11 protein-coding genes are annotated in these 16,867 nt (G+C 48.9%); 3 read left to right on the top strand and 8 right to left on the bottom strand.

Annotated elements, in window-relative coordinates:
• The 5 genes from EJL91_RS16615 to EJL91_RS16595 form a co-directional block, all read right to left on the bottom strand.
• Positions 1 to 1,302, bottom strand: coding sequence for a sensor histidine kinase (locus tag EJL91_RS16615; protein ID WP_125143085.1), 1,302 nt, complete (start codon positions 1,300 to 1,302; stop codon positions 1 to 3).
• Between the two features lie 1,027 nt (positions 1,303 to 2,329).
• Positions 2,330 to 3,778, bottom strand: a complete 1,449-nt coding sequence (locus tag EJL91_RS16610) for a phospholipase D family protein (RefSeq protein WP_125143084.1) — start codon at positions 3,776 to 3,778, stop codon at positions 2,330 to 2,332.
• The gene (locus EJL91_RS16605) at positions 3,775 to 4,872 is read right to left on the bottom strand and encodes a flavodoxin family protein (RefSeq protein ID WP_125143083.1); all 1,098 of its coding nucleotides are present in this window, start codon (positions 4,870 to 4,872) and stop codon (positions 3,775 to 3,777) included. Before EJL91_RS16605 ends, EJL91_RS16610 begins: the two co-directional genes overlap by 4 nt.
• A 44-nt stretch (positions 4,873 to 4,916) precedes the next feature.
• Entirely contained in the window at positions 4,917 to 6,167 is a 1,251-nt protein-coding gene (locus tag EJL91_RS16600) for a Rossmann-fold NAD(P)-binding domain-containing protein (protein WP_125143082.1), read from the bottom strand.
• 18 nt (positions 6,168 to 6,185) lie between these two features.
• Complete coding sequence (locus EJL91_RS16595) at positions 6,186 to 11,033, bottom strand: nicotinate-nicotinamide nucleotide adenylyltransferase (RefSeq protein ID WP_125143081.1); 4,848 nt, start codon at positions 11,031 to 11,033, stop codon at positions 6,186 to 6,188.
• Between the two features lie 555 nt (positions 11,034 to 11,588).
• Between EJL91_RS16595 and EJL91_RS16590 the strand changes: the two genes are divergently transcribed.
• The 3 genes from EJL91_RS16590 to EJL91_RS16580 all read left to right on the top strand — a co-directional run bounded on the left by EJL91_RS16590 (position 11,589) and on the right by EJL91_RS16580 (position 13,640).
• Complete coding sequence (locus tag EJL91_RS16590; RefSeq protein WP_125143080.1) at positions 11,589 to 12,269, top strand: TIGR00266 family protein; 681 nt, start codon at positions 11,589 to 11,591, stop codon at positions 12,267 to 12,269.
• A 275-nt stretch (positions 12,270 to 12,544) separates the two neighbouring features.
• Entirely contained in the window at positions 12,545 to 12,940 is a 396-nt protein-coding gene (locus EJL91_RS16585) for a Fur family transcriptional regulator (RefSeq protein ID WP_125143079.1), read from the top strand.
• 154 nt (positions 12,941 to 13,094) lie between these two features.
• On the top strand, positions 13,095 to 13,640 hold the full coding sequence (locus tag EJL91_RS16580; protein ID WP_125143078.1) for an NADH peroxidase: 546 nt from the start codon (positions 13,095 to 13,097) through the stop codon (positions 13,638 to 13,640).
• Positions 13,641 to 13,799: 159 nt separating this feature from the next.
• Here the strand turns inward: EJL91_RS16580 and EJL91_RS16575 are convergent, their stop codons facing one another.
• The 3 genes from EJL91_RS16575 to EJL91_RS16565 form a co-directional block, all read right to left on the bottom strand.
• A complete protein-coding gene (locus EJL91_RS16575; protein ID WP_125143077.1) occupies positions 13,800 to 14,672 on the bottom strand; it encodes a bifunctional 5,10-methylenetetrahydrofolate dehydrogenase/5,10-methenyltetrahydrofolate cyclohydrolase in 873 nt (290 codons plus the stop codon).
• A gap of 140 nt (positions 14,673 to 14,812) precedes the next feature.
• Entirely contained in the window at positions 14,813 to 15,673 is an 861-nt protein-coding gene (gene panB, locus EJL91_RS16570) for a 3-methyl-2-oxobutanoate hydroxymethyltransferase (protein ID WP_125143076.1), read from the bottom strand.
• Positions 15,674 to 15,860: 187 nt separating this feature from the next.
• The gene (locus EJL91_RS16565) at positions 15,861 to 16,823 is read right to left on the bottom strand and encodes an NAD(P)-dependent oxidoreductase (RefSeq protein WP_125143075.1); all 963 of its coding nucleotides are present in this window, start codon (positions 16,821 to 16,823) and stop codon (positions 15,861 to 15,863) included.
• Positions 16,824 to 16,867: the final 44 nt, after the last annotated feature.

Below are 16,867 nucleotides of genomic sequence, written 5' to 3'. Positions count from 1 at the left end.
TTACGGCTCCTCTAACATTTCAGCAGGTATCACAATATGGAATTTCGTCCCCTTGCCCGGGGTAGATTCCACATCGATACTACCTTTAAATTGCTCTTCTACTGCATTTTTCACACCAACAAGTCCCACCCCACGGTAAATGTTACCCGTTTTTTCATCAAACTTTGTTGAATACCCCATTTTAAAAATATTTGGAAGCTGCCTTTCTGAAATTCCCGGACCGTCGTCCGTGACTTCAAACAGGTAACTGTCACCTTCTTTTTTCTCCGCAATGCGGACTGTGCCGCTCCGCCCCTTTGTCTCAATGGCCTCTATGGCATTATTGACAAGATTTTTAAGCACCGCCATCAGGATATAATGTTCTTTCGTCACAAAATTTTCCTGACAGTCATATAAAAGACGCACATCCAGCCGCTTCTCCGCCAGCATATGATATGTGGATGCTTCCAGAATCTGCAGAAGATCCTGAAAATTCATCTTCTCCTCATCGTAATCCTCATCTATCTCCTGCTCTATCCCCTGAATAATTCTGATATAATCCTTCTTAATCTCATGGACATCCCTGGCAATCTCTAAGGCCATCTGCTGCATCTCTTTTGGAAGTTCTTCCATGGTCAGGGTCTTCTCATAGAGGCGGTATGCATTGCTCATAACCCTCTCGATCTCTTCCGTGTTCTTATGCATCAGATAGATTTCATTCTTAAGGCCTGTTGTCATAAGAAACAGCCGCTGATAACGGTTCTCATGCTCCGCTTTCTTAAGGAGGGCGCGGTACTGCCGCTCCCCAATCAGCGCAACTGCGGCAAACAGGGTACGGATAATGGCTATCATCATCAGATATTTGATGACGGATAAAGCCGGCAGCGCTCCCTTCTGAAGAATCTCCTGCAGGGATACCTCAAAAACATTGGAACCGAAATCGCAGAAAAAGATCGCAACAATCAGACGTTCCATCTGAACGATATGCTTATTCTTAATCTGGAGTTTGAAAATGAGTCCATAACAGATATAGAACAGAGCTCCGGGAAGCACCTGTATCAGGCTGGGTTCCAGCGGCATTCCCTGGAATAGCAATATGACAAGCCGGAAAACATAGATAATACAGGCCGTCACAAAACAGATCGTCCTTGTATGAATCTGGATTCCCACCGTCATAATCAGGACGGGTAACAGAATTACCGATGTAGAAATACGAAAATTATTTACAAATACGTTCCAGTAAAGCTGAGAGGTCAGAGCTGTGATCACTCCTATCGCGAGTGTCCTCTTCCACGGTTTCATATTCATCTCCACTGTGTTCATTTGTAATGTCCTCCTAACGGCTTAAAATGATATAAACGCCAGGAAACTTTTCGCCGTTATCAAGCGGGATGCCCGGTTCGATTGCAGTATTTGCAGCTGTAATTGGACAATCCCTGTTTTTTAGTATACTTCTTTTCAAACTGTCTGTAAAGTGATTTAGTTGGGAGGCGGGGACGCCTCTGGAAGACGGCGGACGGGGTGGGGGAGGTTGTTTATGAGTCTTCAGTCCCGGTTTGTAAGTTGTCGTGAAGGGGAATCCAGGAGAAAAAATTCCTACGGGGACTCGCTCCCGCTTATGGAATGCACAGCGGATGCTAGCTTCGTGAGAAACCTCAGCAAGCACCGGCGGATTCCAAGGTCCCCTTCGGAAAGTTTTCTCCTTCCTTCCCCGGGCAGGTTGTCGGCGGGACTGAAGACTCAGGGAAGGGTATTGCCTCGTCCGCCGGCTTCAGAAGCTGATTGTCTCTTAACCTCAAGTGTGGGGGTGGTATTGTCGCAGCCACTACATGGTTGAGATACTTTTATGTCTTGATAGCATCTCAGTCTGAAATGAAGGCTGAATCCAAAGTTGGATCAAATCCTGACGATAAAGCCGATTCCCATACCAGACAATCTAAAACCATATAAAACTGATTAAGAGATATTTTCAAGGCATTTGTCGGAATGTAGTGGCTGCGACAATACCCTTCCCACTTGAAGAAATAGAACAATTCAGCGGACGCAGGCCAAGGATCGGGATGGCGAAAAACTTCGCGTCTTCAGTCCCGGTCCATAACCTACCCGTGGGGGAGGAGGGAGAAAAAGATTCCGGAGGGAACCTGGGAGTTCATTGGTACTTACCGAGGTCTTTTCGAGGTTAGTACTATTATGTACTCCGAAGAGCGAAAGCGTTTCCCGCAGGAACTTTTTCTGCCCGGATTCCCCACCCGCGACAACCTATCCTCCGGGACTGAAGACTCACAGCCTCCCTCTCACCATCCCGCCCCCGGCCGTAACCGGCGGCGTTCTCCTTCCTCAACCAATCCCCTTAAATAAGAAACCGAAACGGCGTCATCACAATTCCTGTCACCTTCATCGCAAGCTTTTTCCATCCCGGAATCTCCGCCACCGTAATGCCGGATGGAACCTCATACTCCGTCTCATCAATTACCTTCCGGCACCCTTTCTCAATAGCCTCAAGATTCCCGTTCAGTTCTGTTGTCAGGTCTTTACTCTTGATAACCAGCATCAGTTCGGTGTCGAGATAGGTGCTCCTCAAATCAAAATTGTAGGAACCGACCGCTGCAATATTCTCCCCCAGTGTGAAGGACTTTCCATGGGTCGAAATTCCCCCGTCATACTCATAAAGTGGAATACCCATGGCAATCAGGGACTTTTTCCGGTACAGATAATCGCTGGATGCGAAAAAGTTGTCCCCATTCTCCACTGAGTTAAAGACGATTTTCATATTGGGGACCGCCTCGTTTACTTCTTTGAGACGTTTCTCCATATATGTATTGCATACAAGATAGGGCGTGTGGATAATGGTCTCCTCCCCCTTGGCCTCCATAAGCTTTGTGAGCTGATAAAATACCATAGGTTCCTTCCCATATATTCCTGTAGGGTTTGACACAAGGCAGATTCCCTCTGTTTCAACGGTGCGCTCTTCATAATCAGTCTGTTCGAATATTTGCGGATTGTCTTTCCTGAGGGTCTTTATCCTCTCCCTCAGCATTTCCCGATCGTCCGACACGCTCTTTTTTTCTGCCAGCTTTTCGCTGTCGGCAAAGGGTTTCGTCACGTCCAGGTTCCAGACACCCTCAAAATATTTCTCAACTTCATACAGGGAGCTATCGTGTCCTTCCCCGGTCCCATGGGCGGGATTGTAGACGAGCACCTCCCGGTCGAGGCTCTCGTGCTCCGTGCCGTAGGTTCCGATAAAATAATCAAATGAGTTGCGGCCGCCCAGAATATATCCGATGTCATCCACAATCACATATTTGTCATGCATCCGTCCCTGGGTTTTCCAGGGTTCCAGGAGGTTAATCGGGTTATAGTGGCGTATTTCAATATTGGGATGGGAGCCGACAGCCTGAAACAGGCTCCTTCCCGTCATCCTGACCAGACCGGAAAATCCGTCGACCAGAATCTGCACCTGAACTCCCTGGTCGGCTTTCTCAAGGATCAGGGCAAGCAGATCTTTTGTGCTCTCTCCGTCCCTCATATCAAAGGTTGAGAGTATGATCCGCTCTTTTGCCTGATCCATCAGACAGAGCCGTTCTTCCCAGGCGCTCGCGTTTGTCTCCAGAATCATGGCGCGGTCGGAAAACCCGGATTCCGTATTCTCTCCGTTCACCATTGCTTGGAGTCCCGGAAGCAGCGCCGTTCCTTCCTCCACTTCTTTATAAGTAAGGAATGGAAATACGGCCCCGACGGCCAGATACAGGATAATCAGCAGGGGAAGAAGCCAGAACCGTCCTTTTTTGCGGTATTTCATTCTGCTGCCTCTTTTTTCAGTGTTTTCGTAATGTTTTCTGCAAACTGCTCAATTCTCTCTTCAATACCGGGAAGTTTCATCGCGCTGCCTGCGTTGTTGGCTGTCTCCAGCATTGCGAAGTTTCCCGGAAGATAAAAGGTTTTATTCATATTGAGAGCGGCAATCAACTGCTCTGCCACAATATCGCTTCCGGAATAACCCGAAACCACAATACCGAACAGCGCCTTGTCATAAAACCGCGTCGTTCGGAACAAAGCCGTCAGCCGGTTGATAAATGCCGTCAGGTTGGCGGACAGGGCGTCATTGTAGTTGGGGCACAGCATCATGAGGGCGTCCGCTTTCTTAACCGCCGGATAAACATCTTCCGCGATGATTCCGCCGTAAAAGCAGCTTCCCTTCTCACCAAAGTGAAGGCACATTTTGTACGGACAGCCGGAACAGTCGGAAAGCGTTCCGTTTCTCAGTCCGATTTCCGTGATGTCAAAACCGTCCAGCCGTTCCCTGACCGCATTCCAGAGTGCAAATGTATTGGAAGTCTGATGGCTTGATGCATGAAGAACCAGGAGGTTGGGCCGGTCCGACAGAGGCCTTTCAAATTCCATGATTTCACGTACCAGGATCTCAACGCTTTTTTTGTAAGCGCTTTTCAGATCCGTTTCCATGTTGCCGGCTACAATGGTAAAATTGGACAGTGTTTTCGTTCCCTCCACCAGAGGGCGTCCCACAAAGGTACAGCCGCAGCAGTTTGCAGTAAATGTAAGTTCTCTGGCCACTGATTTTGTGTAGAGATCGCTGTCACCGTCCATGACAACGCCACCTGTCCAGCCGTCCAGGCTTTCCGGGTTCTCCCTGAGGAAGCGCAACACCCTGTAATACTCCGGGTTGATGCCCGTCTTACCTAGACAGACGGCAAACAGCAGCCGTTTTGTGCCGTGCTGCGCCGTCTTATCCGTAAAATATCCCATCTCATCCGCGCTGTGGATAAAGTGGACCTTAAGTCCGTCAAGCGCGGCTAAAAGCACTTCTTTAAGCCGTTCCGACTCCCCGCCGGATTCCCCCTGAAGCTTAATCACTGTTATATCTGAACTGTTCAAAAAACCGCTTCCTTTCTCACGGGAATTCGTTTATCAATGTCAGGTTATACAATTTTCTTCAAATTATCCTCGGCCAGCACGATTCTCTCGTAAAGTTTTTCCGGCAGAGGAAGCACTTCCGTCTCAAGACCGGATGTGGTGTACCTGTTTTTTACTCCCATATAGACGCCGCCAAGGAAAACGGAACCGCAGTGCCAGGCGCCGCGCATCATCAGGACAAGAGAGATTGCCCCCGAAGAATATGCCGGTGCAATGAACGGCTTAAAGCCGATGGCTCTCATATGAAGATTCGCCGTCACAGTCAGTTCGGTCAGTTCTTTTGACAGTTCATCATTGTAGTTTTCAATGGAATCCGCAACAACCAGATCCTGGCCGTGAGGGCCGAAGGAACGTCCTTCCGTCAGGAACTGTTTGAACCTCTCATCGCGCTTTGCATAATAAGCGGCGCGGGCGTTCATTACACCCAGGCCGAATCCATGGACCTGTTCCGGACGGAGGCCCTGATGATCCAGAACCCCGTTTTCATTCTTATTGCTCTCCAGCCATGCCGTCTTGGCAAGAGGATCCACCGGATCGGAAACCACGGCAAACAGTCCTTTAAAATGTTCCGCCCTGGCCTGCCTTGCATACTGGGCGACGATCTTGGAGTTATTCTCAAACTGGTACATCCTCACATCCTTGACACCGGAGCCAACGGGAGGAATCCCCTTGGAGGCCACAAATACGAAAACGTCACATTTGAAGAGATCCTCCGGCTTTACGATGTCAACCTCCGGAAGGGCATCGTAATCCCACGGATAAGCAATCTGGTTTTCTTCAAATTCCCATCGTGCCGTCACTTTATCGGAAATGTCACAGATTCCGATGGAGCTTATCACATCACCTCCCAGCAGATGGAGCCCCGTGAGGAGCGTGCTGCCCACATCACCGATGGCAAGCACGTTGACGCGTTTTTTGCCGCCTTCCTGCTTCTCCTTTACAATCTCTGCAAATTGGGGATGACGCATGTTTACAGCGCGCATCTTACCTTCCCGGATCACTTCCCGGATCGTTTCATCCACTTCTTTTCCTTCTGCGGCTTCGGCCAGTTTTACACTGCTCAGCCAGGAAACATTCTCACTCTCTGCAAACAGCATGGCCGGATCATTTACCCGGAAGGATGCCCTGCAGCTTCCAGGCTCCCTGTCGAACAGATAGATAAGGGATGTGATTTTCTCCGGTTTTTCCGCCTTCTCATAGGGCAGATCTTTCTCCAGTGAACAGCAGAGCTGTCCCTCCACTTTATAATAATACATTCTGTCTCCTCCTTATTATTATAATTCCCGCCCTATGGCTTTCTTCGTCCGGTAAAGCATCTGGAGATCATTTTCCAGATAGACGGACGCGGCCAGGTTCGGGTCATAGCTTACACAGTCTCCCTTATCCGGGCAGAGCGGAAGGATAACTGCTTCCGACAGACGGCTCAGAGTCAGGTTTCTTGCAAATTGATCCCGGTACTCCGCCTCCAGAACCAGCAGGATGTCACGCGCATTCCTGATACAGCAGGCGGAAAATTCAAACAGTGATTCGCTGCTGCAGTCCTTGAGCGGCGGAACGGCATATGGCAGTATCAGGTTGATGGAAGGCGTAAGCCCCGCCACCTGCACCGTATCGCGGCGCACCGTGTCGCCTCCGATAAACGGATAGAGTGTGGATTCCACAAACCAGAATTTGAGGTTCGGCACAAAATAAACGCTGTCTGCCTCCACGCCTTTTGTTGCCAGCGTATCCCGGCCGTACCCGGAAATCACACCCAGAATGATTTTCTTTATCTCTACCCGCGCCCCACTGAGCATTGGCTCCAGCGCTTCAAAACGGCCTCCGCGGTGCAGCAGGTCATCCACCAGAATAACGGGGCGGTCAAACGACTTAATTGCCCGGATCTGACTGCTTAACGGCGAATAGTAAGGGAATGCCTCGATGGCATCTTCATTCAGGTCCGGCGAGAAAACCTTATCTGTATGGAGCGTTTTTGTAACCGTATTCGGGATGACTTTTCCCCTGAGGATTTTTCCGAACGGCACACACATGGCCTCTCCAAGGCTCCTTGGAACCACCGGCTCCCTCGGAACCTCATTCAGGGAAGTAATCATATCCACCAGGCGGTGGTAAATCAGGCTGGCCGAAAGCGACAGCACGAGCTGCCCGGGATAAAATCCGGTCATTGCCATCTGTAAATCCTGGTGTGCCTTGTAGATTGCCTTCAGCACACGCGGATTGCTGGAAAACGGCTCCTTTAAGGTCGTTTCCAGGTTTTGCATCAACAGTAAAGGCGCATGCATATCCACCAGGAACAGCGGCGCCTCCTCCTGGAACTCGGGCGCTTTCACAAAACCCTGGCGTTCGATAGCCGAGAGCACACGCTCGGGGCAGCGTCCCTCATACGGGAAAAACAGGGCATAACCGCACCGCAGCGGCAGGGACCGGGCTATCACTTCCGCAAGCAGAAGCTGTTCCGCATCGTATATCATCGGATCCTTTTCCACATGGATTCCCGATATCAGAAGAATTTCCCCCGATGTGTGGCGGCGGACCAAATCAGCCAGATCCACCTTTTTAAGCACCGTAAAAAGTTCATCCGGCGCCAGGGAACGGAATCTGGCCACGCCTACCAGCCTGTTGTCGTCCACGGTATTTCTCAAAAGCAGCAGGTGATCCCCGGAAATCCGAATCGATTCCATCAGCTGCTCCCTGTGATCCTCTTCCTTCAGGATACGCTCCGAAATTTCTTCTAACAGCGTTTCCTCCGGCTCCTTTACCTCCTCAAAGGCAATAGCTCTGGCCCGTATAATCGGTTTATATTCCGGTTCCCGTAAATACAGACCGTTATAATAGATGTACTCCTGGACAGACGGATCGATCAGGTTGGAAATATCCCTGTTCATATCAATATTTTCCCTGATTTTCGTGGAACTGATATCCTCTAAATGCTCCGGCAGTTCCAGTTCAAAGACCTTGCCGGTGATGGATTCCATCATCTTTCTGTTATATTTGTTGTCCGAACGTTTGTCGCCGACACGCCGGAAGGCAATGTGGTTCATCGTATGGATGGAATGTTCGCAGGGTTTCTTCTTATAAGAAGAAGCATTGGCGATCACGTCGCTGCCTGCTACAATATAGACTTCTCTGCCTGCAAACACTTCTTTCAGCCTCTTTAAGTCCGCCGGGTTTGCAATATTGACCGGAATATCATCCGGAAACAGGTTGACATGGAATTCGTCGGCCACCGACATATTAACAATCTGGCGGCGGATCAGGTGGGGCTGCGCTTTTTTGGACCAGGAGAATTCATCCACGGCCAGGTACACCTCGTAGCCCATATTTCTAATCTCACGGACAATCTCTTTGTGGGACAGCGTAAAGGGGTCAAAGGTTCCCGGGAAAAATGCCACCTCATTTCTCTCCTCAATTTGAAATTCTCCTTCATTCAGGCGGTATGCCGTAATAAAACGGCAGATATTGGACAGGGCTGCCGCGCGGTAAAATGCGGTCAGTTCATCCCCTTTATTTTCGTTGAGCAGAAACAGCAATTTTCTGAAACAGAGGGAGAAAATCTCATTCTTTTCACTGCATGTAAGGCGGTTTGACCCAAACACGGTCTGGCCGATTACAAGCAGAGCCTCCTGGCGCACTGTTTCCCTGTAGTTGGCAAGTCCGTTTAACAGCATGCCGAGGAACCTTCTGCGACGACGCTCCCAGCGCTCCGGTTCATCTTTAAACCGCTCCCTGTAGCACGGATAGCATTCCAGCAGAATTCCCACCGTGTCAAGAGCCACCGAGACAATCCTGTCGTTGGGGCTGGCCATCAGGCTGCTCAGATACACCAGGATTTCATCAAGCTGCTCGGGCGGCAGCCACAGGGCCGACTCTCCCAGATAACGGGGAATGTATTTTGAGAATTCATATTCTCCCACCTCCAGGCCTTTCACCAGCTCGACGGAAATTTCGTTCCGCTGATCCGGCGTCAGAAGTTCGATAATCCGCAAAAGCGCCTGGCCCGCATCGTGGCGCACGACAACGTGCTCACTGACTTTGATCAGGTTGGAAAAATGGGCGGCAATGTGGAGAATGTGCTCATATTTCCCGTGGTCTATCTGATCTACCAGCAGTTTTATGTTAACAGCCTTGATGATCCAGGGTGTAGACGTCTTCAGGTTATCCAGGAAAATATCGGAAACCACGTCCCGCTCGTAAAGCTCTTTCTGCTGAAGCTCCGTTTCGTAACCCAGATTGTTTAAAACGCGGTACTGAAGGAATGTCATTGTAATGTTTCCTTCCACGGTCGCATTCATCACGCACTCAGCGATCGCCTCACAGCATGGATGGGCCGGCTGGTATGCCGTAATCAGCTTAAACGCCCTCCACGCGGCAATCCGAACCTCCAGTTCGTCCGCCCCGGCCTCGTAAACCGCAAAGTTTCCGACGCGGCCCAGTTCTTCCTCGTTAAACTGTTCAAACGGCATAAAGTGCACCGTGTCGAGAAGGACAAAGGCCTCCCCTGGCTCCAGTTCCTCTCCCCTCTCATACCACTTTAAAAATGCCCGGAGAAAATGATGGAAGTCCGCGGCGCCCGCATACTCTACGATTGAATCCAGAACCACCTTCAGGTTATAGCGGATACGGCGTTTCTGCTGGACAGTGAGCTTGTGGTCGGGACGGATGATCATTTCCAGATATTCATTCCACAGTTCCATCACCCTGGCCTCGGCAATATCCGGCATATCGGCCGGCCGCTCTTTTCGGTAACCGGCATTGAACTGGGCAATGACATGGCCGAGAAGCTTCGCGGCCTGGGCCCTGATATCGCCCTCCCTGTGCATCAGGAGTTCATAAAGGAATCCCAGTGTCTGCTCTTTCTGCTTGTCGTTTGTATAGGTGAAATACTCTTCAAAAATGTTCAGGTACGCACGAATATTCTTCCAGCTTTTTTCGCTTCTGGCCGCCTCCAGCAGGTTTCCGAACTGCCGTTCCGCAGCCATGCGGTGCATGATCTCGATATTATGCTCAATTCCCATAAATACCAGGGATTCTATCGTCTGCTCCGTATTTCTGAGTGAAATATCGGGAAGGGCGGCGCGTTTCTGCGGGTGGCCGTCGAGGTTTACATCAACGCCCAGGGAGCGCATGTAGTCCTCAAAGTCATGCAGCTTGGAGTAGACGAAACGGTACCGGTTCAGCTTTGTCTCATCCACATTGTCCAGCTTGGAAAGGATGACATTGAACGCCTCGTCCAGACTGGAGATATAGGTGATTTCCCGGCCGTCTTCGCCGCGGCTTTGTTTAACCCGGAAGTCGGAGTAGATTAAGACCAGGGATTCCGCCGACAGGTTCTCCGGCTCCAGATCCCAGGTCGAATGGTTGGCCGCGATATGGCCGGTATATTCCATGGAGTGATTGTTGAACCACTGGTTTGTATAATAATAGTGAAGATAAGGCACACGCTCGTTGGGCTTACAGCCGAATTTACCGAGATCATGGCCTGCGGCAGCTCCCGAAGTCAGTGTCAAATCGATTGGCAGCCCCGCTTCGGCAAGTCCCCGTCCGACCGTCATGGCCACATAGTGGACTCCTGCAATATGTTCCAGCGTTCTGAACGGAGTTACCTCCGCGTTCAAACGCATCATTTCGTAGATATATTCTTTGGCAAATGTATTTTTAAACCGTATATATTCCTCGAATGATTCAAATTTATGCGCTTCTTCATCGCTCAGGAAGCCAAAATCATAGAGGGAATCAAAAGGAATCACTTCCCGCTCCATATTGAAAAAATATTGGAGAACTTCCAGGTAAAATAAGGCCCCGGCCGAGAATCTGCCCGTAGCTTCCGTGAATGCCTCATCGGGATAGAGAATGTGGCAGACATACTGATAGGTAAATTTCATCCAGCCCTCTTCGGGTTCGCGTCCTAAGAGTGCAAGGGGCTCCTCACAGATTTCGTATACCGTTCGGCAGGAAACCCGCTTTTTTATCGGGATGAGACGCGTGAGCTGCTCCTCCCAGTGTTCTTTATTCATTAACATCAGAATGTTTTTCTTGCTGAGTCCTGATTCCTCCAGGAATTCTTTCCGGCACAGCCGTTCGGTTAAATCGGTGATGATTTGACGGATTTGTTTTTTGCTCATTCAGGGATCCTCCTTGGGGTGGGATTGGGGGGTAAGCATGGGGTGGGGATGGGAGGCTGCCTGGGACAGGGCCCAGGGACGCTATTGGGATGGTGCTTCTCTCTACTCCGCAGGGAGAGTTCGATTCCGCTTCGCTGCATCTCACTCGCGGGCATTCGCCCTATCACCAAATATCCAGGACACAATTTGCTTGTGAGCTTGCTCCCGGGTGTTTCTGGTGCTTCTCTCTACTCCGCAGGGAGAGTTCGATTCCGCTTCGCTGCATCTCACTCGCGGGCATTCGCCCTATCACCAAATATCCAGGACACAATTTGCTTGTGAGCTTGCTCCCAGACAAATTGTGTCCTGGATATTTGGTGGCCCTGCTCTTTGCTTACGCGTACATTATACCACCTCCCCCCTCCCCAATCCAGTTTTTTTCTTTTTGCGGTTTTTACTAACACTTTTTTACCATTTCCTTAATTTCTCTCTTCCTCCCTCTTTTTTCTGTTATAATGTCAGTATGCTTTTATTTTTAACTTTTTATTATCTTTACATATTATAAGGAGGTCTTTTATGCAGTATGAAATTAAGGGTGGGAATCTTCCTGTTGTTATCTGTTCGATGGAGAATGGGGAGTCTATGTTTAATGAGAGTGGGGCTATGTGCTGGATGAGTCCTAATATGGAGATGAATACTTCCGGGGGTGGGATTGGGAAGATGTTTGGGCGGATGTTCTCGGGTGAGAATATGTTTCAGAATATCTATACAGCACGCGGCGGTAACGGAATGATTGCGTTTGCTTCTTCTTTCCCCGGATCTATCAGAGCTGTCGATATTACTCCCGGTTCTGCACTTGTTGTACAGAAATCAGGGTTTCTGGCGGCTGAAGCAGGGGTTGATCTCTCTGTTTTCTTCCAGAAGAAAGCCGGCGCCGGTTTCTTCGGCGGTGAAGGTTTTATTATGCAGAAGCTGTCCGGACAGGGAACTGCGTTCCTTGAAATTGACGGCGCTGCGGTGGAATATGATCTTGCGCCAGGCCAGAAGATGATTATTGATACCGGATATCTTGCCGCCATGACCGAAACCTGCTCTATCGAATTGCAGGCAGTAAAGGGAGCTAAAAATATGCTTTTTGGCGGCGAAGGCTTTTTTAATACCGTGATTACAGGGCCAGGGCATATTATTTTACAGACTATGCCGGTTTCTAAGACTGCTATGTGCATGTATCAGTATATGCCTCACTCCAGTAATTAAGGAGAAAAATCAGGACGCCGATGGGGGACCGGCAACGCGCTTGTGTGTTGCCTATCCCGCTCCGGGCCTGCAGCGGCCGGCTGGCCTTTATTTTTTATGTCCGCTGTTACTAAATTTTATGCCTGATCTTTAAAACTCTTTTTCTGAGGTTTATCTGATAGTATTATTCAATAAACATCATAGGTAAAACAATAAAAAACATTTGACAAATCTACTTGAATGCATCATAATATAAACAGTAACTATTATTAATATCACAATAAGAGAGGCTGCTTATGAAAACACTCAAGTACAGCCGCCAAAGGGAATCCATTAAAACCTGCCTGATGGGGCGTAAGGATCATCCTACCGCTGACGCCTTATACACCTGCATCCGGGAACAGTTTCCCAATATCAGTCTTGGTACCGTGTACCGGAATCTGAACCTCCTGGTGGATTTAGGCGAAATACGCAAGTTTTCCTGTGGGGATGGAACTGACCACTTTGATTATGACACCTCCCCTCATTACCACTTCGTATGTAAACAGTGCGGAAAAATCATGGATATCTCTATGAATGCGGCAAAAGGACTGGAGGAAGAAGCGGGTAAACATGTTAATGGAACGATTGAAGATCACACTATTTTCTTCTATGGTACCTGCGGTGACTGCTCTTCTGCATCCGGCCAGTAATATTTTTAAAAATCTTTAAAATCTGTATTGACAGATGAAACAAGTTGTGATATCTTAATATCAGTAATCATTATCATTATTGATTTTGATTGCTGATATACACAACATCAATTAAATTAATATTAATATATGTAAAGAAAAGGAGAGATTAACGATGAAGAAATTTGTATGTATGGTATGTGGTTATGTTCATGAAGGTGAAGCAGCTCCGGAGAAATGTCCAGTATGTAATGCACCGGCTGAGAAGTTCAAAGAGCAGGCAGCAGATATGGGTTGGGCCGCTGAGCACGTAGTAGGCGTAGCACAGGGCGCAAGCGAAGATATCATGATGGACTTAAGAGCTAACTACGAAGGCGAATGTAAAGAAGTTGGTATGTATCTTGCAATGGCAAGAGTTGCTCATAGAGAAGGCTATCCTGAGATTGGTTTATACTGGGAAAAAGCTGCTTACGAAGAGGCTGAGCATGCTGCTAAATTTGCAGAGTTACTTGGCGAAGTAGTAACAGACAGCACAAAGAAAAACCTTGAGATGCGTGTAGAAGCTGAGAACGGCGCTACAGCAGGTAAGTTTGACCTTGCAAAACGTGCGAAAGCTGCCAACCTTGACGCAATCCATGACACAGTTCATGAGATGGCCAGAGACGAGGCTCGTCACGGCAGAGCATTTGAAGGTCTGTTAAAGAGATACTTTGCTAAATAATTTTTGCACCACAGCGCAATTACTATAAACAACTTGCAATTTATAAAGTGAAATACTCCTCCACCATTTAAACATAGAGAAGTCTCAGAGTATAACCGGTTTACCTGCCGGGCTCTGAGACTTTTTTACTGTTTAAAGTTTTATGGAGGAGAAACAAGTTCAGGCATCCTCTGACGGAGCCTCTGTTTCCCGGAGGGCTGCATCCACCACATGCTCCATCAGGATGCAGGATGTAACGGCTCCAACGCCGCCGGGAACCGGTGTAATAGCTTCCACTATCTGCCCGACCGCATTAAAATCTGCGTCGCCGCACGTCTTTCCATCGTTTCCCATATTTACGCCCACATCGATCAGAACCTGGCCCGGACGCACATATTCCTCCCCAATCAGCCCGGCGCATCCCGCCGCGGATACAATCACGTCCGCTTCCCTGCAGAGACGTTTTACTTCCTCCGGAGCCGTAAATATATGACAGACGGATACTGTCGCTTCCTCATTCAGTAATAGCAGGGAAATCGACAGGCCTACATTGATTCCCTTGCCTACAACGGTTACTCTTCTGCCCTTCAGTGGGATATCATAATACTTCAGAAGTTCCAGACAGGCCGCCGCCGTACAGGGAGCGTATTCGCGCGCTCCCGTAACCATCCTGCCTATGGATGCTGCTGTTATGACGTCCACATCTTTCTCCGATTTGAGAGTCTCCAGTATTTCCGCCTCATTTAACCGGTTTGGCAGCGGGCGGAATATCAGACAGCCGTGAATATCGGAATCAGAGTTGATTTTTTTCAGTACCCGGCACAGTTCCTCTCCGGAAATTTCTTCCGCAAGCGTAATCTGCTTTACCCTTATTCTCAGCTTCTGCGCCTGTTTCATTGCCCCCCGCTCATAGGCGATGTCGTTTCCCCTGCTGCCGACCCGCACAATTCCGAGGGTCGCAACCACTCCCCTTTTCAGCAGGATTTCGCATTTTTCCCTGATTCTCTGGCGCACATTTTCCGCGACCGGCTCTCCTCTCAATAGAGATGCCATAACAATTCCTCCTTTTATAGGGCGGCAGCTGCTTAATCTTTCTTTACTTTGAATTCCCGCCCTGTAATGATCCCGCGTCCTGATTTCTGCGCGCTATAATTTTTTTCAGTCTATTTTGCGCGCTTTTTAATGATTACTGCCTAAAGTCCCTGCTCCTTCAAAAGTTCCTGAAGTTTCTCTTCCTCGCCCGGTTTCATCTTATAGCAGTGCTCAGGAGCCGGGTAAGTCCCGTCGTGGCATTCATCTACAAAACGTCCTACCGCATCCAGGATTACGCCTCTTACATCGGCATATTTTTTGGCGAACTTTGCATTTTTTTCATAAAATCCCAGTAAATCGTAAAAATTAATCATCGGACTGTCGCTGTAAGGTCCACATCCTGTTCCCAGAATCGGAATGCTGCTGCGCTCATAAATAATTCCGGCAACCTCGGCCGGTACCGCTTCCACTACGATTGCAATGGCTCCCGCCTCCTCAAATGCTTTTACTTCTTTTATCAGCTCGACAGCTGCCATCATGTCGCGTCCCTGGGTTTTATAACCTCCCTGCTGAAGCGCTTTCTGTGGGGTCAGTCCCGTATGGGCAATGACAGGGATACCCGCTTTAGTCAGCGCTGCGACGGTGTGGGCGATTTCCATGCCGCCTTCGATTTTAACGCAGTCCATACCTGCCTCACGGATATAGCGTCCGGCGTTTCTGATGGCTTCCTCATCGCTGATTTGATAGGAAAGGAACGGCATATCTCCCATAATAAATGCACTTGGCGTCCCTGCACGTACCGCCTTTGCATGCTCAATCATAATATTTAAATCTGCCTCATTTGTCGTTTTGTGCCCCAGCATAACGGTTGCAATGGAATCGCCCATGTTGATAATCTCAATTCCGGCTTCCTCCGCTAATACGGCCATCGGATAATCATAGAGCGCCGTTCTTGCGAGCTTTTCCCCCCTGGCCTTCTTTTCCAGAATATAGCTCAGCGTTACTTTTTTTCTTGCTTCCATTCCAGTATTCCTCCTCATTTTTGTATCAATCTCTTGGTTGATACCATTTTTCTTAGTTGATTTTAACTATTGGATTTGATATTACTCCCTTGGCTGATTTTGCTTCCTTTTCTGATATCGCTTTCTTGATTTAGTATTTCTTCTTTCTTTGAGATATTTTCCCAGCCCGATTTCATTTTAGGTTTGATTATTTTGCCTTTTGAGCCAGCCCATAAAATTCCACAACCCCACTCAGGATGTGTTCCCCTATCCCATCATATGCCTCATGGGTGCTGCCGCCGATATGCGGGCTGACGGTAAATCCCTTTGTACCAAACAAATTGGATTCGAGTTTGGCATTGTCGCCCAACCCTTTTCCCGCCAGCTCATTTTCCAGTACATCCGTGCTGAAACCGGCAAGCCGGCCGCTTGTCAGAGCCGCTTTAGCCGCAGATTCATCCACAACTCCGCCCCTGGCGCAGTTAATCAGGATTGTTCCATCTCTCATCTGCTCAAATTCTTTCGTCGCGATCATCCCACGAGTCTCGCCGGTCAGCGGTGTGTGGGCGCTTATGTAATCGGATGCGGCGCAGAGTTCACCCATCGTTTCCATTTTGGTAACACCCTTTTCCTCCATTGCCGCCGCATCCACATAAGGATCGTAGGCTAACACCCTCATGTCAAAAGCCTGTGCCAGGTGGGCAACCCGGCTTCCGATTTTTCCGAACCCCACAAGGCCGAGTACATGGCCTTTCAGTTCATGACCGGTATACTTGTATTTGTTCCAGATGCGTTCCTCCTGCACCTCTCTGTTCCCCTCCATCGTGAAACGGGATAAATCCAGCATTTTTGATATCGTCAGCTCCGCCACTGCATTGCAGTTGATTCCCGGCGCATTCAGAATACGGATTCCCAGTTGTGCCGCATACTCCAGATCGATATGATTCGTTCCCGCCGCGCAGACCGCTATCATCTTAACCCGCTTTGCCGCCGTGTCCAGAATCTCCCTGTCTATTTTTGGATCAACCCGCATAATCAAAAGGTCGTAATCCGGGAGCAGTTCTTTCAGTTCATCCACAGACGGCAGAATCTTAATATCCACCTCTACTCCGAATTCACGCAGCCCTGAGGCGATTACCTCGGAAACCCGGTCAATAATTAATGCTCTCATTTTATAACAACTCCTTTCTATGTTCATTCAAATTCATTTGTCAG

Origin of the sequence: Clostridium transplantifaecale (assembly GCF_900626075.1) — a bacterium.
Taxonomy (GTDB): domain Bacteria; phylum Bacillota; class Clostridia; order Lachnospirales; family Lachnospiraceae; genus Otoolea; species Otoolea transplantifaecalis.
The sequence above is the reverse complement of the archived record's forward strand: the minus strand, read 5'-3'. Positions and strand labels throughout refer to the sequence as shown.